Raw genomic sequence first — 16,810 nt, 5'->3', positions numbered from 1 at the left:
TGGTATCAGTCCTCCAGGACGGCTTCGAACAGCGTCAGCACTTCTGCCTGCGGTTCGGTGAGAGTGAGTGTGACGACGGGGCGCCCGTGGGTCTGGGCGAGCACAGCGGCATCGCCGGCGGCCTGCGCGCGGATGAGCTGACCGAAGGTGAACGGTCGCCCGGGGATCTCGAGGTCGATCTCGCCGCCGTCGAGGATCTGCAGGAACACGCCGTTGGCGGGGCCGCCCTTGTGGAACTGCCCCGCGGAGTGCAGGAAGCGCGGACCCCACCCGAAGGTCGTCGGGCGACCGCTGTCGGCGGCGACCATTTCGCGCAGTCCCGACAGGGTCGACAGCGCGAGGCGGTCGACGTAGGCCTGCACCGAGACGTAGCCGTCGGCGGGGACGCGCGCCCACAGCGCCTCGAGGACGCCGGCGATGGTGCCGGATGCAGCGAGAGCGGGGTCGGAGACGCGTACCTCGACGCCGTCCTGCACGAAGGCGGGTGCCGCCTGTTCGGGGCGGGCATCGAGCAGACCGCGCGCGGCGGCCTTGGCCGATTCGACGTCGGGCTGGTCGAACGGGTCGATGCCGAGGATGCGGCCCGCGATCGCCGTCGCGTACTCCCAGACCACCAGCTGCGCCCCGAGCGAGCCCGACACGAGGATCTCGCCCTCGTGCTGCTCGAACAGATGGAACTGATGGGCTTCGTCGACGAGTCGCAGGATCTGCAGATCGGCGGGCTTGGCCTCGAGCTCGGGGGAGACCGGCAGCAGCACGACGGGCAGGATGCCGGTGCCGTTCTTGCCGGTGGACTCGGCGACCAGCTGCTCGATCCAGTCCGGCAGGCCCACGATGTGGGTGCCGTCGCTGATGAGGCCGAGCTTGTCGCGGAGCGGGGTACCGCCGGCGATCGCCGCGGCCAGCACCAGGGCCGGGTTCTCCGGGCTGTCGATCGCCACTTCCAGCAGCGTCGCCTCGGCCTCGGTGAGCAGCTCCTCGATGTCGACCCCGGCCAGGCCCGTGGGGACCAGGCCGAAAGCGGTGAGCGCCGAGTAGCGGCCGCCGACGGTGGGGTCGGCGTTGAAGACACGGTAGCCGTCGGCGCGGGCCGACCGATCCAGCGGCGAACCGGGATCGGTGACGACGACGATGTGCTCCGCGGGGTCGATGCCGAGATCCCGCCACGCCGCCTCGAAGGCGCGCTTGGCGGAGTCGGTCTCTACGGTGGAGCCGGACTTGGACGACACCACGAGCACCGTCTCGGCCAGACCCCCGGTCTCGCTGTCGCCGTCGATCGCGGCCAGCACCTGGCCGGGCGCGGTGGAGTCGAGGATCACCAGCGGCACGCCGCTGGTCTGCGCGATCACCTCGGGAGCCAGCGACGACCCGCCCATGCCGGCGAGCACCACGCGCGTGATGCCGCGGGCGGTGAGCTCGTCGCGGAGCGCCAGGATCTCGGGGACGAGCGGGCGTGAGACGGTGACCGCCTGCACCCACCCGAGGCGCCGGGATGCTTCGGCTTCGGCATCCGGACCCCACAGGCTCCCGTCGCCGGCGGTGATGCCGCTGGCGATGAGGCTGCCGACGAGATCGGGAAGGGTCTGCTCGACCGTGGCCTTGGCGTGCCCGGTGACCCGGATGTCGAAGCTCATGCCCGCGCCTTCGCCCCTTCGAGCGCCGCGGCGACCGTGCCCTGAAGGTCGTGCCACGAGGCGATGAACTTCTCCACGCCTTCGTCTTCGAGCACCTGGGTGACATCGACCAGGTCGATGCCGATCGCGGCGAGCTCGTCGAACACGCGGTGCGCGTCGGCGTAGGCGCCGGTGATGGTGTCGCCGGTGACCTCGGCGTGGTCGAACGTCGCCTGCAGCGTCTTCTCGGGCATGGTGTTCACGGTGCCGGAAGCGACGAGCTCGGTGACGTAGAGGGTGTCCGGCAGTGCCGGGTCCTTCACGCCGGTCGAGGCCCACAGCGGCCGCTGCACGTTGGCGCCGAGGGCCACCAGGTCCTGCGCGCGCTGCTCGGCGAACTTCTTCTCGAACAGCTCGTACGCCAGGCGCGCGTTGGCGATGGCGGCCTTCGACTTCAGTGCGAGGGCCGCGTCGGAGCCGATGTCGGTGAGACGCTTGTCGACCTCGGTGTCCACGCGTGAGACGAAGAACGAGGCGACCGAGTGGATGCCGGACAGGTCGATACCGGCGGCGCGCGCCTGCTCGAGCCCCGCGAGGTACGCGTCGATGACGTCGTTGTAGCGCTCGAGCGAGAAGATCAGCGTCACGTTGACCGAGATGCCCGCCGCGATGGCCTCGGTGATGGCGGGCAGCCCCGCCTTGGTGGCGGGGATCTTGATGAGCACGTTCGGGCGGTCGACGGCCGCGTGCAGTTCCTTGGCCTGCGCCACGGTCGCCGCGGTGTCGTGTGCGAGCTCGGGGGAGACCTCGATCGACACGCGACCGTCGACGCCCCGGGTCGCGTCGTAGATCGGGCGGAAGATGTCGCACGCATCGCGCACGTCGGTGGTGGTGAGCGCGAAGATCGTGTCGTCAGCCGACGCGCCGGCGGCGGCCTGCGCGGCGATGGCCTCTTCGTAGCCGATGCCGGCCGAGATCGCGCCCTGGAAGATCGTCGGGTTCGTGGTGACCCCGACGACGTCACGGGACTCGATCAGAGCCTGCAGGTTTCCGGTGGTGATGCGCTGGCGGGAGAGGTCATCGAGCCAGATGCTGACGCCGGCCGCGGACAGTCGGGCGGTGGGGGTGGTCATGCGTGGGTCTCCTTGAGCGTCTCGCGCGCCGCGTTGACGACGGCCTCGGCGGTGATGCCGAACTTCTCGAACAGGGTCTTGTAGTCGGCGGAGGCGCCGAAGTGGTCGATCGCGACCGACCGGCCGGCGTCACCGACGATGCCGCGCCAGGTGAGGGCGGAACCGGCCTCCACCGAGACGCGGGCCTTCACGGCGGCCGGCAGCACGTGCTCGCGGTAGGCGGCATCCTGCTCGGCGAACCACTCCAGCGACGGGGCCGACACGACGCGCGCGTTGATGCCGTCGGCGGCGAGCGTCTCGCGGGCGGCGACGGCCAGCTGCACCTCGGAGCCGGTGGCGACGAGGATGACGTCGGGCGTGCCGCCCGGCGCCTCCGCGAGGATGTACGCCCCCTTGGCGACGCCATCGGCCGAGGCGAACACATCGCCCTCGGCGTCGCCGGTGCCGCGGTCGAACACCGGGATGTTCTGACGGGTCAGCGCGATGCCTGTGGGGCCGCCCTGGCGGCGCAGGATCTCGAGCCACGCCGCGGCGGTCTCGTTGGCATCCGCCGGGCGCACGACCGTGAAGTTGGGGATGGCGCGAAGCGTCGCCAGCTGCTCGATCGGCTGGTGGGTGGGGCCGTCCTCACCGAGGGCGACGGAGTCATGGGTCCACACGAAGATCGAGGGCACGTCCATCAGTGCGGCCAGACGCACCGCGGGGCGCATGTAGTCGCTGAAGATGAGGAACGTGCCGCCGAACGGCCGGGTGGGACCGTGCAGCTTGATGCCGTTGATGATCGCGCCCATGGCGTGCTCGCGGATGCCGAAGTGCAGCACGCGGCCGTAGGGCGAGCCGGACCACTCGTGGGTGGACCACTCGGCGGGGATGAAGCTCTTCGCCTTCTTGATGGTGGTGAGGTTCGACTCGGCGAGGTCGGCCGATCCGCCCCAGAGCTCGGGGAGCTCGGCGGCGAGGGCGTTGATGACCAGTCCCGATGCCGCGCGGGTGGAGACGTCCTTGCCGGCCTCGAACGAGGGGAGGGCATCGGCGATGTCGGCGGGGAGTTCGTGAGCCTCGAGGCGGTCCAGCAGCGCCTTGCGCTCGGGGTTGGCCTCGGCCCATGCGTCGAACGCCTGCTGCCAGGCGGCGCGCTCGGTGGCGGCGCGCTCAGCGAGCGAGCGGGTGCGCTCGATGACGTCGTCGGCCACCACGAAGGACTGCTCGGGGTCGAAGCCGAGCACCTTCTTGGTCGCGGCCAGCTCGTCGGCGCCGAGGGCGGAGCCGTGGATCTTGCCGGTGTTCTGCTTGCCGGGGGCCGGCCACCCGATGATCGTCTTGAGGATGATCAGCGACGGCTTGTCGGTCTCGCCCTTGGCCGCCTCGATCGCGGCGTACAGTTCGGCGACGTCCTCGACGTACTCCCCGGTGCGCTTCCAGTCGACCGTCTGCACGTGCCAGCCGTACGCCTCGTAGCGCGCGGCGACGTCTTCGGTGAAGGCGACGTTGGTGTCGTCCTCGATCGAGATCTGGTTGGAGTCGTAGATCGCGATCAGGTTGCCCAGCTGCTGGTGTCCGGCGAGCGACGACGCCTCGCTGGTGACCCCCTCCTGCAGGTCGCCGTCGCCGGCGATCACGTACACGAAGTGGTCGAACGGTGACTGTCCGGCGGGTGCTTCGGGGTCGAACAGGCCGCGCTCGTAGCGAGCGGCGTACGCGAAACCCACGGCCGATGCCAGGCCCTGGCCGAGCGGGCCGGTGGTGATCTCCACGCCCGCGGTGTGACCGTACTCGGGGTGGCCGGGGGTCTTCGATCCCCACGTGCGCAGCGACTTCAGGTCGTCGAGTTCGAGACCGAACCCGCCGAGGTAGAGCTGTACATACTGCGTGAGCGAGGAGTGCCCCACCGACAGGATGAAACGGTCACGGCCGAGCCAGTCGGCGTCGGTCGGGTCGTGGCGCATCACCCGCTGGTAGAGCAGGTACGCCGCCGGCGCGAGGCTCATCGCGGTGCCGGGGTGGCCGTTGCCTACCTTCTCGACGGCGTCTGCTGCCAGCACACGAGCGGTATCCACCGCGCGCCGATCGATCTCGTCCCACTGCAACTCCGACACTCGGTCGCCTTTCTCGAGGGGATGCGCGTGGTGCGAAAGCCCGTCCGCAGCCCGCGATAAGCAGAGGGTGAGGGGGTCGACGGCACTGGCGCGCGTGTCTGCCCAGCATACCGAAGTGGTGTCCGACGGGGCGTCATAGAGGTCGTCGCGTGACCGACGCGCACGCGCGCGAGCCGATCGGCGGCTGAAGGTCATGGCATAGACTGGGGCGGCAGCAGAAGGCGATGGCGGGGGAAATGAACATCACGACGACGTCGAGCGGTGTGCGTACGACGGCACGCTCGTTCGGCAGCACCCTCCGCGCCTACGTCGCGTTGACCAAGCCGCGCGTGCTCGAGCTGCTTCTGGTGACGACCGTGCCGGTCATGATCCTCGCGGCCGGCGGTTTTCCCGACATCTGGCTGGTGCTCGCCACCGTGATCGGCGGCTCGATGAGCGCCGGTTCCGCCGCCGCGTTCAACATGTACCTCGACCGCGACATGGACGCGCACATGAAGCGCACCGCCGGTCGCCCCCTCGTCACCGGCGAGATCACGCCCCGCGCGGCCCTCATCTTCTCGTGGACGCTGGCGGTGGTATCCACCGTCTGGCTGCTGTTCACGACGAACTGGGTGGCCGCAGCGCTGTCGGCCGTTGCGATCTTCTTCTACGTCGTGATCTACACGATGATCCTCAAGCGCCGCACCGAGCAGAACATCGTGTGGGGCGGCATCGCGGGGTGCTTCCCCGTGCTCATCGGCTGGTCTGCGGTCACCGGTTCGATCGGGTGGAGCCCGATCATCCTGTTCGCGCTGGTGTTCCTGTGGACGCCGCCGCACTACTGGCCACTGTCGATGAAGTACAAGGGCGACTACGCCGGGGTCGAGGTGCCGATGCTCGGCGCGACCCGCAACGGCACACAGGTGGGCTTGCAGGTGATCCTGTACGCGTGGGCCACGGTCGCCTGCTCGCTGCTGCTGATCCCCGTCGCCGGGATGGGCCTGGTCTACACAGTGTCCGCCCTCGTCTTCGGCGGCTGGTTCGTGTACGAGTCGCACGTGCTCTACAACCGTGCGGTGCGCGGCACCGAGCCCAAGCCGATGCGCGTGTTCCACGCCTCCATCACATACCTGACGCTGCTGTTCCTCGCGATCGCGGTCGACCCGCTGCTTCCCTTCTAGAGTCCGACCCGCGCGGCGGTCGCCGCATTCCGGGCGCCTCAGCCGGGCCCGGCATCCGGGCCTCGGCATCCGGGCATCCGTCGCCGGGCCTCCGTCGCCGGCATTCGGGCGCCGGCACCCGCGCGCCTTCGCCGGGCATCCGTCGCCGGGCATCCGTCGCCGGCATTCGGGCGCCGGCATCCGGGCGCCTTCGCCGGGCATCCGTCGCCGGTTCTTCGGGGATCGGCGGTATTCCGGACCGGGATGCCGGTTCGCCTCCGAGATGGTGGCGATCCCCGGTGTTCTGGTGACGGGGATCGGATGCCCGCTCGCGCGGCCGCACGCTGCTCGCGCGGCCGCGCCGTGGGGGCGCGGCCCGCTCCCTGGTAGCGGGCGGCATACCGTCGCCGGGCTTCTGTGGCTCCGGTATCCGGGCTCCCTTGCCGCGGCATCCCGTCGCCGGTTCTTCGGGGATCGGCGGTATTCCGGATCGGGATGCCGGTTCGCCTCCGAGATCGTGGCGATCCCCGATGTTGTGGCGACGGGGGATCGGATGGCGGCTCGCGCGGCCGCGCCGTGGATGTCTCCTCCACAGGGTGCGAGTAGCGCCGGATCGTCCACGGATCGGGTGTTCGTCGCCGCGGGGGAGCGTCGCCTCGGGGCAGGGTGGGGGCATGGCGACGACGATGCGGGTCGAGAGGGGGCTGCGGGCGCTGTGCGCGCACATCGGTGCGCAGGGCGGCGTCGCTCGTGTAGCCGCGCTGCGGAGGGCGGGTTGGTCGCGGTACTGCATCCGGGTGGCGGCGGAGCGCGGACTGCTCGTGCCCGTGCGGCGCGATTGGGTGGCGTTGCCCGGCGCCGATGCCGAGCTCGTCGCGGCGGCACGTGGCGGTGTCGTGCTGTCGTGTCTCACGCAGGCACGACGCCTGGGACTGTGGGTGCTGCGCGAAGACCGACCGCACGTGGCGGCCGACCCGCATGCATCGGGACGCAAGTCCGCGCGGGCGCACGTGCATTGGGCGGCGCCGCTCGTGCCGCGGCATCCGGATGCCCTCGTGGATCCGATCGAGAACGTGCTGACGCTCGTGGCGCACTGCCAACCGCACGAGGTGGCGCTGGCGGTGTGGGAATCGGCTCTCGCGCAGGGACGCGCTGTGCGGGATGAGCTCACCCGCCTGCCGCTGGACACGACGGCGCGGCGGCTGCTGGATGCGGCGCAGAGCTATGCCGGTTCAGGGCTGGAGACGATCTTCTCGGTGCGGTTGCGCTGGCTGCGGGTGCGTATCGTGCCGCAGGCGTGGATTCTGGGCCACCGCGTCGACTTTCTGATCGGGCGACGACTGGTGGTGCAGATCGACGGGCGACAGCACATCGGCGGTCAGCGCGCGAGCGACGTCGCGCACGACGCGGCGCTGATGCTGCAGGGCTATCACGTCATCCGGGTGACGTACGAGCAGGTGCTCGATGACTGGCCGGCCGTCCAGGACCTCATCTCACGTGCCGTCGGGCAGGGGCTCCACCGTGCAGCGTGAGAACAAGACCACGCCACGTCTTCGGAGATCAGCCCTCGCTCGGATGCCACCGGGAACCCGGGTCCGAGAATAGGGCGATCTCCGAAGACGTGGCGCGGGGATCAGTTGCGCGGCTCGTCGGTGGCGGGCTCGGCGTCGTCGGCGGTCGGGCTCGCCGGCGCGGCGGTGCCGTCGGGCGACGCGGCCGGAGCCACCGGCGCGGCCGACTCGACCGGGGCGGCGGACTCAACCGGGGCGGCGGACTCCACCGGCGCAGCCGACTCAACCGGGGCGGACGGCGTGGCCGACTCGGTCGACTCCACCAGCGCGGACGAAGTACCCGGCGCGGCGGCCGCGACGGGCGCGGCCGATTCCACCGGCACAGCGGCGGGAGCCGAGGGCACGAACGAACGCAGGGAGGCGACGGTGAGAGCCAGAGCCAGCCCGACGATGCCGGCGCCGACGAGGATCGCGCCGAAGACGGCCTCGATCTGGCCCACGTAGACCTCGATGCCGGTCGCGGTGCCATCGGTCAGAGCCGACGCCATGGTGCCGAGCCGGTCCGTCAAGATCATGGTGCCGGCGATGCCGCTGGCCAGCGATCCTGCGATCAGACCCCAGAAGGGGATGCTGCGGACGAGGCGGGGACGAGAGGACATTCTGCTCCTTGACTCGGGGACGCGGCGCATTCCGCCACGGTCTAACACCCTGCACCAGTCACCCTGGTGCACGCGATGTGCGGCCTATGAGTGTGCTGTGCGCGCGGCGAAGGCCGGGTCCGACGCTCCGGCACCGCCTCCCAGGCTCGCGGTACGGGGCGCCTTCAGATGCAGGACGACGGCGGTCATGGTGGCCGCAGCCAGCGCGGCGAGCACCATGTGCACGCCCACGGCCAGCTCCGGCAGGCCGTTGCGTGCTTGGTAGAGGCCCACCGCGACCTGCACCAGCACGACACCCAGCAGCGTGGTGGTCCAGGTGCGGGTGGGGAGGTGGCGCAGCCATGCCACGACGGTGAGGGTCAACACGAGAGCGAAGAGGATGTAGCCGGGCCAGGCGTGCACATGCTCGAGCACCTCCGCGTTGAAACCGTTGCGCCCGGCATCCGCATCGCCCGAGTGGGGGCCGGCGCCGGTGGTGAGCACGCCGAAGACGATCGTGACGCCGAGGGCGAGGGTCGTGACGTGTGCCGTGATGGCATACCAGCGAGGCACGGCGCGCTCGCGCGGGCCGGGAGCGGCATTCATGCGCACCAGGAATGCGGCGCACACGCACACGAGCGTGAGCGAAGACACGTAGTGGAAGCCCACGATGAAGGGGTTGAGCCCGGTGAGCACCGTGACGCCGCCGACGAGCGCCTGCGCGACGACGCCGCCCAGCACGATGAGCGCCAGCGTGAACAGATCGCGGCGCTCGGCGCGCATGCGCCACACGAGCACGACGACGATGAGCGCCAGGATGCCGACGAGTCCCGTCAGCGTGCGGTTGCCGAACTCGATGACGCCGTGGATCCCCATCTCCGGCGTGTTCACGAGCGATTCGGCCGTGCACGTGGGCCACGTGGGGCAGCCGAGCCCGGAGCCCGTGAGGCGCACGGCACCGCCGGTGGCGATGATGAGCACCTCGGCCAGGAATGAGAGCCAGGCGAACACCCGCACACGCCGATCGATCGTGCGGGGCAGCCAGTTGTAGAACCGGGAGGGTCCGGTGGTCGTCGCGGCCGTATGGGACATTTCGTCGCCTCCTGGGAGAGCGCTCCGGATCCGGATCGGCCGGGCGCCGTGGCCATGCCGTGGTGCCGGCGTTGCCTGTAGACTCGGGGGGTAGGGATGCCGCGTGCGAGCGACGACATCACCCATAGTCTAGGCGCGATTTCGCGCCGGTTAAGCGGGCCCGCAAGCGACATCCCACCCTCGGAACTCCACGGGGGAGCTGGGAATGTCGGGACGGATGACACCGTTGCGGCCCAGAGGAGGAAACACCATGTCGGATGTGCTGATCGACCGTCCCGAGCTCGATGGGCTGGGGGTGTACGAGTTCGGCTGGCACGATCCCGACGCCGCCGGCGCCACCGCCAGGCGAGGCCTCAGTGAAGCGGTGGTGCGTGACATCTCCGCTCTCAAGGCTGAGCCCGAGTGGATGCTCAAGAACCGCCTGAAGGCGCTGCAGCTGTTCGATCGCAAGCCCATGCCGACCTGGGGTGCCGACCTCAGCGACATCGACTTCGACAACATCAAGTACTTCGTGCGCTCCACCGAGAAGCAGGCGCAGACCTGGGAAGACCTCCCGGATGACATCAAGAACACGTACGAGCGCCTCGGCATCCCCGAGGCGGAGCGCCAGCGCCTGGTCGCCGGCGTCGCCGCGCAGTACGAGTCCGAGGTGGTGTACCACCAGATCCGCGAGGACCTCGAGGCCCAGGGTGTCATCTTCATGGACACCGATACGGCGCTGCGCGAGCACCCGGAGTTCTTCGAGGAGTACTTCGGCACCGTCATCCCCTCCGGCGACAACAAGTTCGCCGCGCTGAACACGGCTGTCTGGTCGGGCGGCTCGTTCGTGTACGTCCCCAAGGGCGTGCACGTCGACATCCCGCTGCAGGCGTACTTCCGCATCAACACCGAGAACATGGGTCAGTTCGAGCGGACCCTGATCATCGCGGACGAAGACTCCTACGTGCACTACATCGAGGGCTGCACCGCCCCGATCTACCAGTCCGACTCGCTGCACTCCGCGGTCGTCGAGATCATCGTGAAGAAGAACGCCCGCGTGCGGTACACGACGATCCAGAACTGGTCGACCAACGTCTACAACCTGGTCACCAAGCGGGCCATCGCCCACGAAGGCGCGACCATGGAATGGGTCGACGGCAACATCGGCTCCAAGGTGACGATGAAGTACCCCTCGATCTTCCTCGTGGGCGAGCACGCCAAGGGTGAGACCCTCTCGGTCGCCTTCGCCGGCCCCGGCCAGCATCAGGATGCCGGCGCCAAGATGATCCACATGGCGCCCTACACGCAGTCGTCGATCATCTCCAAGTCCATCGCCCGCGGCGGTGGTCGCGCCGGCTACCGCGGTGAGGTGCGGGTGGATGCCAACGCCCACCACTCCGCCAACACGGTGCGCTGCGACGCGCTGCTGGTGGACACCAAGTCTCGGTCGGACACCTACCCCGCCATCGACATCCGCGTCGACGACGTGCAGCTCGGTCACGAGGCCACGGTGTCGAAGGTGAGTGAAGAGCAGCTGTTCTACCTGCAGTCGCGTGGCATGCCGGAAGACGAGGCCATGGCGATGATCGTCCGCGGCTTCATCGAGCCGATCGCCCGTGAACTGCCCATGGAATACGCCCTCGAGCTGAACAAGCTCATCGAGATGGGCATGGAAGGATCCGTCGGCTGATGACGACAGCGACTCAGGCCCCCGCCGTTCGTGCGGAGGGCCATATCGACCCTGCCGCCGCGTTCGTGCCGGTGCAGACCCGTTCCGAGCGACCCACGTCGTTCGACCCGGCCGACTTCGGCGTGCCCACCGGCCGCGAGGTCAACTGGAAGCACACCCCGGTCGCGCGCCTGGCCACGGTGTTCCTCGACGAGGACACCGAATCCGGCCCCGACAACGCGATCGCCTACGACGTCGCGTCGATCCCGGACGGGATGCACATCCCGTCCCACGGGCACGATGCACCGGTGCGCGGCGAGTTCTTCCGCCCGGAGGACCTTCCCGCCGCCCTCGCGTGGAAGAACGGCACCGACGCGCTGCACGTGCGCATCCCCGGCGACGCGGTCGTCGAAGAGACGATCCGCATCGATCTGGCCGGCGTGCGTGGCGCTGACGGCGCACCGCGCCACGCGCAGGCGCACCTGATCGTCGAGGCCATGCCGAACTCCGCCGCCTCCGTGCTGCTGTACCACTCCGGTGCCGCCCACTACGCGCAGAACGTCGAGATCATCGTACGTGACGGCGCTCGACTGAACCTCGTGTCGGTGCAGCGCTGGGAGGAGGATGCCGTGCACGTGGCATCCCACCAGGCGCGCGTCGACCGCGACGCCAGCCTCACCCACGTCGTGGTCAGCCTCGGCGGCGGCGTCGTGCGCGTGAACCCGTCGGTGGAGCTGGCCGGGTCCGGTTCCGAGTGCAAGCTCTACGGCGTCTCGTTCTCCGACGCCGGACAGCACCTGGAGAGCCAGGTGTTCATGCACCACAAGGGCCCGCACACCACCGGTGATGTTCTCTACAAGGGAGCGCTGCAGGGTGAGAGCGCCCGCAGCGTCTGGATCGGCGACGTGCTCATCGGGCCCGATGCCACCGGCACCAACTCCTACGAGGCCAACCGCAACCTGGTGCTCACCGACGGCGCCCGTGCCGAGTCGATCCCGAACCTCGAGATCGAGACCGGGGACATCCAGGGCGCCGGCCACGCCAGCGCCACCGGACGCTTCGACGACGAGCAGCTGTTCTACCTGCAGGCTCGTGGCATCGACGAGCAGGAGGCCCGTCGCCTCGTGGTGGTCGGCTTCCTCGGCGAGATCGTGCAGAAGACCGGCATCCCCTCCCTCGAAGAGGAACTCGCCGCAGCCATCCTCGACGAGCTCGAAGCAGGGGAGCGGGCATGACCGCGACCCGCGTATGTGCGCTGAGTGAGCTGGAGCAGGACACCGCCCGTCGCGTCGAGGTGGAGGGCGTGCCGATCGCGGTCGTGCTCGACTCGAACGGCGAAGTGCACGCGATCGGCGATACCTGCACGCACGGCGACATCTCGCTGTCGGAGGGCTTCGTCGAGGGCGAGACCCTGGAATGCTGGGCTCACGGCTCGGCGTTCTCGCTGCGCACCGGCCGCCCCCTCAACCTCCCCGCTTACGAGCCCGTCCCCGTCTACGTCGTCCAGATCGACGGCGACGATGTGCTCATCGACCCGAACCTGAAGAAGGAAGTCTGACAATGTCTGTCCTCGAGATCCGCGACCTGCACGTGACGGTCGAGACCGATGAGGGAACGACCCCCATCCTCAACGGCGTGACCCTCACCATCCGCACCGGTGAGACCCACGCCATCATGGGCCCCAACGGCTCCGGCAAGTCGACGCTCGCCTACACGATCGCCGGCCACCCGAAGTACACCGTCACCGAGGGCTCCATCACCTTCGACGGCCAGGATGTGCTGGCGATGACCGTCGACGAGCGCGCCCGCGCCGGCGTGTTCCTCGCGATGCAGTACCCGGTGGAGATCCCCGGCGTCACCGTGACGAACTTCCTGCGTACCGCCAAGACGGCGATCGAGGGCGAGGCTCCGGCGCTGCGCACCTGGACGAAGGACGTCAAGGAGGCCATGAAGAACCTGCGCATGGACTCGAAGTTCGCCCAGCGCAACGTCAACGAGGGCTTCTCGGGCGGCGAGAAGAAGCGTCACGAGATCCTTCAGCTCGAGCTGCTGAAGCCGAAGATCGCCGTGCTCGACGAGACCGACTCCGGCCTCGACGTCGACGCGCTCAAGATCGTGTCCGAGGGCGTCAACCGCGCCAAGGAAGCCACCGGCCTGGGTGTGCTGCTCATCACCCACTACACCCGCATCCTCCGCTACATCCGCCCCGACTTCGTGCACGTCATGGTCGCGGGACGCATCGCGGAAGAGGGCGGCCCCGAACTGGCCGACCGTCTCGAGAGCGAAGGCTACGACCGCTACCTCGAGCCCGCCGACGCCACCGATGCATAGGATCGCCTCATGACCGCCACGCTCGCCCCGGAGAAGTATGAAGAGGTGATCGAAGCCCTCAAGGACGTGATGGACCCGGAACTCGGGATCAACGTCGTGGACCTCGGCCTCATCTACGATCTGGCCTGGGATGACGAGAACGACGCTCTCGTCATCCACATGACGCTCACCTCCGCCGGGTGCCCGCTGACCGACGTGCTCGAAGAGCAGACCGCGCAGTCGCTGGACCAGGTCGTGCAGCGCTTCCGCATCAACTGGGTGTGGATGCCGCCGTGGGGTCCTGAGCGCATCACCGACGACGGTCGGGACATGATGCGAGCCCTCGGCTTCGCGATCTGACCGGCGACGGGCCAACACCGCACAACGGTGTTGGCCCGTCGGCATGTCACAGTGGAGACGCGCGCCACACGCGCATCGATCCCCGATGGAACGGCGACAGCGTGACCCACATCCCCCTGCAGGCCCCACCCCTGGCCGAGCTTCGCCGGCGCAGCAGCACCAAGTGGCGCACCTACTCCGACGAGGTGCTGCCGCTGTTCGTGGCGGAACTGGACTTCCCCCTCGCGCCGGCCATCACCGACGTGCTCGCTCGGGCGGTCGCCCTCGGCGACACCGGGTACACCCCGCCCGACCCGGGCATCCGCGCCGCCTTCAGCGCCTATGCGCGGCGCCGGTGGGAGTGGGACGTCGCCCCCGCGCGCGTGCGGTCGACGACCGACGTCATGACGGGCGTCGTCGAGCTGCTGCGCGCCACGATCGCCCCGGGCGACCGCGTCGTCATCACCCCGCCGGTCTACCCGCCGTTCGCGGACTGCATCACCGAGGCTGGCGGCACCGTCGAACGCGTCGCCCTGGCGGACACCGGCGACGGCTGGATGCTGGATCTGGCGGGCATCGAAGCCGCCTTCGCCGGGGGAGCGCGGGCGATGCTGCTGTGCAACCCGCACAACCCCACCGGCACCGTGCACTCCGGTGACACGCTCGCGGCCCTGGCCGGCCTCGCCGCCGAGTACGGAGCCGTCGTCATCAGCGACGAGATCCACGCGCCGCTGACGCAGCCCGGCATCCGCTTCACGCCGTACCTGGCGTCGTCGCCCGCCGCGGCGCGCACCGGCTACGCCGTGACCAGCGCGAGCAAGACCTACAACCTCGCCGGTCTCAAATGCGCCGTGATGGTGACGGCGGCCGAGGAGACCGCCGCGGTCGTCGATGCGCTCCCCGCCGAGGTGGAGTGGCGCACCGGCCTGTTCGGCGCCCTCTCCAACGTCGCGGCGTTCGCGCCGGAGAGCGATGCGTGGCTCGGGAGTCTGCTGGCGGCTCTCGACGAGAACCGTCGGCTGCTGGCGGACCTGCTCGAAGAACACGTGCCGGGCGCTCGCTACCGCATGCCTGACGCGGGCTTTCTCGCGTGGGTCGACCTGAGTGCCCTCGGATGGGGTGACAACCCGGCCGTGAAGATCCTGCGCGAGGCGAAGGTGGCGCTGCACTACGGGCCCGCGTTCGGCGCCGAGGGTGTCGGTCACGTACGCATCAACTTCGGCTGCTCGCCCGATGTGCTGCGCGAGGCGATCGAGCGCATCGGCGCCCTCGTGCGCACGTGAACGGCAGGTCCGGCACGCCGGGGACGGATGCCGCGGCATCCGGTGTACCCGGTTCGGGAGCCTCGGGCGGCGGCATCTGGGCGCCGCGCTATGTGTGGGTGACGCTCGGGGCGGTCGCAATGATCTTCCTCGCCGCGACACAGGCCCTCGCCGTCACCACCGTGATGCCGGTCGTCAGCGCCGACCTCGACGGGGAGGCTTTGTACGCCGTCGCCTTCTCCGCGACGCTCGCGACGAGCGTCATCGGCATGGTCGCCGTCGGTGCCTGGTGCGACCGCTCCAACCCGGTGGGGCCGCTCACGACCGCCGTCGTGCTGTTCGCCGCGGGCTTGGTGGTCGCCGGGCTCGCGCCCACCATGGAGGTGCTCGTCGCGGGCAGGCTGCTGCAGGGACTCGGCACCGGCGGGCAGACCGTCGCCCTGTACGTCGTGGTGGCGCGCATCTACCCCGCGACGCTGCACGGACGCGTGTTCGCGGCCTTCTCCGCCGCCTGGGTGGTGCCCTCGCTGATCGGGCCGGTGCTGGCCGGTGCCGTCGCGGAGTACCTGCACTGGCGGTGGGTGTTCCTCGGCGTGGCCGCGCTCACCTTCGTCGCGTTCGCCCTGGTCTGGGCGCGGCTGCGCGGGAGCGACCTGACCACGACGCATCCCGACCGCTCACCGGTCGCGCGACGCCTGGCGTGGGCGACCCTGGTCGCTGCGGGGGCGCTCGCACTCAGCCTCGCCGGGGAGGCCGGCCGGTTCACGCCGCTGGTGGTCGTGGCATCCGTGGTGGTCGTCGTCGCCACGGTGCGCCCGCTGCTGCCGCGGCGGACGCTCACCGGCGGACGCGGCCTGCCGAGCGTCGTGCTGATGCGCGCGCTCATCGCCGGCGCGCTGTTCGGGGCCGAGATCTACGTGCCGAAGCTGCTGATCGACGAGTACGGCTTCTCGCCGGTGTGGGCGGGATTCGGCCTGACCGCCGCCGCGCTGCTGTGGGCGCTGGGCGCGTGGGTTCAGGGGCGCTGGGGCGACCTGCTCGGCAACGCCCGCATCACGATGATCGGCACGGCGCTGCTGTTCGCCGCGGTCACGATCGCCGGGGCGACCGCGCTCTGGCACCTCGACCCGTTCGTCCTGGTGGCGGGCTGGTCGCTGGCGGGCGCGGGCATGGGACTGATGTACCCGCGGCTCACGGTGCTGACGCTGGCCTACTCGACGCCGCAGAACCAGGGCTTCAACTCCTCCGCCCTGTCGATCTCGGACTCGGTCGGTGCGGCCGTGGTGATCGCGACCATGGGCATCGCATTCACCGCGCTGGCCGGCACCGGGGCGGGCTTCCCGGTCGTCTTCGCGATCGCCGCCGGGCTGTCGGTGCTCGCTCTCGTTCCCGGGCTGCGCCTCGGGCACGCGCAGGAGGCCGCGCGCGGCTGAGGCTGGGCGTGTCGCGGCCTGCGGCGGCCGCGGTGTCGGTCGCTGCGGTGTCGGTCGCTGCGGCATCCGTCATTGCCGGTTCTTCGGAGTTCGACGGTTCCTCGGAGGGGATCGGGAGCTTCGGCCCGAGGGTGTGGCTATCTCCGAAGTGGCGGTGACGGGGTGGGGGGATGCCGTGGCGCAGCGTCGCGCGCCGTGCGGCGGTCTGCCGGGGCGCGAGCCGCGTGTGGTGGCATCCGTGTTCGCCGGTTCTTCGGGGATCTGCGGTTCTTCGGAGCGGACGGGGGGTTTCGGTCCGACGCTGTGGCGATATCCGAGGCTGTGGCGATGGAGGGGATCGGATGCCGCCGCCTCGCGTCGCTCCCCGTGCAGGGGGTCTGCTGGCGTGCGAGCCGCGTGAGGTGGCATCCGTGTTCGCCGGTTCTTCGGGGATCGACCGTATTTCGGAGCGAATCGGGGGTTTCGGTCCGATGCGGTGGCTATCTCCGAAGTTGCGGTGACGGGGCGGGGGTGCTGTGGCATCCGCGTCGCCGGTTCTTCGGGGATCGACCGTGCTTCGGATCCGATCGGGGGTTTCGGTCCGATGCGGTGGCTTT

At 69.9% G+C, this 16,810-nt stretch carries 14 protein-coding genes; 9 read left to right on the top strand and 5 right to left on the bottom strand.

Annotation, left to right across the window (positions count from 1 at the left end):
* Positions 1 to 5 precede the first annotated feature (5 nt).
* The 3 genes from H9651_RS10050 to tkt are packed head-to-tail and all read right to left on the bottom strand — an operon-like array spanning position 6 to position 4,842.
* The gene (locus H9651_RS10050) at positions 6 to 1,634 is read right to left on the bottom strand and encodes a glucose-6-phosphate isomerase (protein ID WP_191719166.1); all 1,629 of its coding nucleotides are present in this window, start codon (positions 1,632 to 1,634) and stop codon (positions 6 to 8) included.
* Positions 1,631 to 2,746, bottom strand: a complete 1,116-nt coding sequence (gene tal / locus H9651_RS10045; RefSeq protein ID WP_191719165.1) for a transaldolase — start codon at positions 2,744 to 2,746, stop codon at positions 1,631 to 1,633. Before tal ends, H9651_RS10050 begins: the two co-directional genes overlap by 4 nt.
* On the bottom strand, positions 2,743 to 4,842 hold the full coding sequence (gene tkt / locus H9651_RS10040; protein ID WP_191719164.1) for a transketolase: 2,100 nt from the start codon (positions 4,840 to 4,842) through the stop codon (positions 2,743 to 2,745). The genes tal and tkt overlap by 4 nt, the downstream gene beginning before the upstream one ends.
* 236 nt (positions 4,843 to 5,078) lie before the next feature.
* Between tkt and H9651_RS10035 the strand changes: the two genes are divergently transcribed.
* A complete protein-coding gene (locus H9651_RS10035) occupies positions 5,079 to 6,002 on the top strand; it encodes a heme o synthase (RefSeq protein ID WP_191719163.1) in 924 nt (307 codons plus the stop codon).
* A gap of 653 nt (positions 6,003 to 6,655) precedes the next feature.
* A complete protein-coding gene (locus tag H9651_RS10030; protein ID WP_225216604.1) occupies positions 6,656 to 7,513 on the top strand; it encodes an endonuclease domain-containing protein in 858 nt (285 codons plus the stop codon).
* Between the two features lie 101 nt (positions 7,514 to 7,614).
* Here H9651_RS10030 and H9651_RS10025 read toward each other — a convergent pair whose 3' ends face one another.
* Both H9651_RS10025 and H9651_RS10020 read right to left on the bottom strand, forming a co-directional pair.
* Positions 7,615 to 8,151, bottom strand: coding sequence for a dinucleotide-utilizing enzyme (locus H9651_RS10025; protein WP_191719162.1), 537 nt, complete (start codon positions 8,149 to 8,151; stop codon positions 7,615 to 7,617).
* Between the two features lie 84 nt (positions 8,152 to 8,235).
* A complete protein-coding gene (locus tag H9651_RS10020) occupies positions 8,236 to 9,222 on the bottom strand; it encodes a COX15/CtaA family protein (protein WP_191719161.1) in 987 nt (328 codons plus the stop codon).
* Between the two features lie 250 nt (positions 9,223 to 9,472).
* On the opposite strand from H9651_RS10020, the gene sufB reads away from it, so the two are divergent.
* From sufB to H9651_RS09985, 7 genes are all read left to right on the top strand, one after another.
* Complete coding sequence (sufB, locus tag H9651_RS10015; RefSeq protein ID WP_191719160.1) at positions 9,473 to 10,891, top strand: Fe-S cluster assembly protein SufB; 1,419 nt, start codon at positions 9,473 to 9,475, stop codon at positions 10,889 to 10,891.
* Positions 10,891 to 12,105, top strand: coding sequence for a Fe-S cluster assembly protein SufD (sufD, locus tag H9651_RS10010; RefSeq protein WP_191719159.1), 1,215 nt, complete (start codon positions 10,891 to 10,893; stop codon positions 12,103 to 12,105). The genes sufB and sufD overlap by 1 nt, the downstream gene beginning before the upstream one ends.
* Positions 12,102 to 12,428 (top strand): non-heme iron oxygenase ferredoxin subunit, encoded by a 327-nt coding sequence (locus H9651_RS10005; RefSeq protein ID WP_191719158.1) that lies wholly within the window; start codon positions 12,102 to 12,104, stop codon positions 12,426 to 12,428. The genes sufD and H9651_RS10005 overlap by 4 nt, the downstream gene beginning before the upstream one ends.
* A gap of 2 nt (positions 12,429 to 12,430) precedes the next feature.
* The gene (sufC, locus tag H9651_RS10000; RefSeq protein WP_191719157.1) at positions 12,431 to 13,201 is read left to right on the top strand and encodes a Fe-S cluster assembly ATPase SufC; all 771 of its coding nucleotides are present in this window, start codon (positions 12,431 to 12,433) and stop codon (positions 13,199 to 13,201) included.
* Between the two features lie 9 nt (positions 13,202 to 13,210).
* Entirely contained in the window at positions 13,211 to 13,540 is a 330-nt protein-coding gene (locus tag H9651_RS09995) for a metal-sulfur cluster assembly factor (protein ID WP_191719156.1), read from the top strand.
* 110 nt (positions 13,541 to 13,650) lie between these two features.
* The gene (locus H9651_RS09990) at positions 13,651 to 14,802 is read left to right on the top strand and encodes a MalY/PatB family protein (RefSeq protein WP_404803010.1); all 1,152 of its coding nucleotides are present in this window, start codon (positions 13,651 to 13,653) and stop codon (positions 14,800 to 14,802) included.
* On the top strand, positions 14,799 to 16,214 hold the full coding sequence (locus H9651_RS09985; protein WP_318244837.1) for an MFS transporter: 1,416 nt from the start codon (positions 14,799 to 14,801) through the stop codon (positions 16,212 to 16,214). Before H9651_RS09990 ends, H9651_RS09985 begins: the two co-directional genes overlap by 4 nt.
* The last annotated feature ends 596 nt before the right edge of the window (positions 16,215 to 16,810 follow it).

Source organism: Microbacterium pullorum, assembly GCF_014836535.1.
Classification (GTDB): domain Bacteria; phylum Actinomycetota; class Actinomycetes; order Actinomycetales; family Microbacteriaceae; genus Microbacterium; species Microbacterium pullorum.
This window is presented reverse-complemented; position numbering and strand designations above follow the sequence as displayed.

Excerpts from the sequence above, each read along its gene's own strand:
- H9651_RS10050 (WP_191719166.1), bottom strand. The coding sequence starts at position 1,634 with ATGAGCTTCGACATCCGGGTCACCGGGCACGCCAAGGCCACGGTCGAG.
- tal (WP_191719165.1), bottom strand. The coding sequence starts at position 2,746 with ATGACCACCCCCACCGCCCGACTGTCCGCGGCCGGCGTCAGCATCTGG.
- H9651_RS10035 (WP_191719163.1), top strand. The coding sequence starts at position 5,079 with ATGAACATCACGACGACGTCGAGCGGTGTGCGTACGACGGCACGCTCG.
- H9651_RS10030 (WP_225216604.1), top strand. The coding sequence starts at position 6,656 with ATGGCGACGACGATGCGGGTCGAGAGGGGGCTGCGGGCGCTGTGCGCG.
- H9651_RS10025 (WP_191719162.1), bottom strand. The coding sequence starts at position 8,151 with ATGTCCTCTCGTCCCCGCCTCGTCCGCAGCATCCCCTTCTGGGGTCTG.
- H9651_RS10020 (WP_191719161.1), bottom strand. The coding sequence starts at position 9,222 with ATGTCCCATACGGCCGCGACGACCACCGGACCCTCCCGGTTCTACAAC.
- sufB (WP_191719160.1), top strand. The coding sequence starts at position 9,473 with ATGTCGGATGTGCTGATCGACCGTCCCGAGCTCGATGGGCTGGGGGTG.
- sufD (WP_191719159.1), top strand. The coding sequence starts at position 10,891 with ATGACGACAGCGACTCAGGCCCCCGCCGTTCGTGCGGAGGGCCATATC.
- H9651_RS10005 (WP_191719158.1), top strand. The coding sequence starts at position 12,102 with ATGACCGCGACCCGCGTATGTGCGCTGAGTGAGCTGGAGCAGGACACC.
- sufC (WP_191719157.1), top strand. The coding sequence starts at position 12,431 with ATGTCTGTCCTCGAGATCCGCGACCTGCACGTGACGGTCGAGACCGAT.
- H9651_RS09995 (WP_191719156.1), top strand. The coding sequence starts at position 13,211 with ATGACCGCCACGCTCGCCCCGGAGAAGTATGAAGAGGTGATCGAAGCC.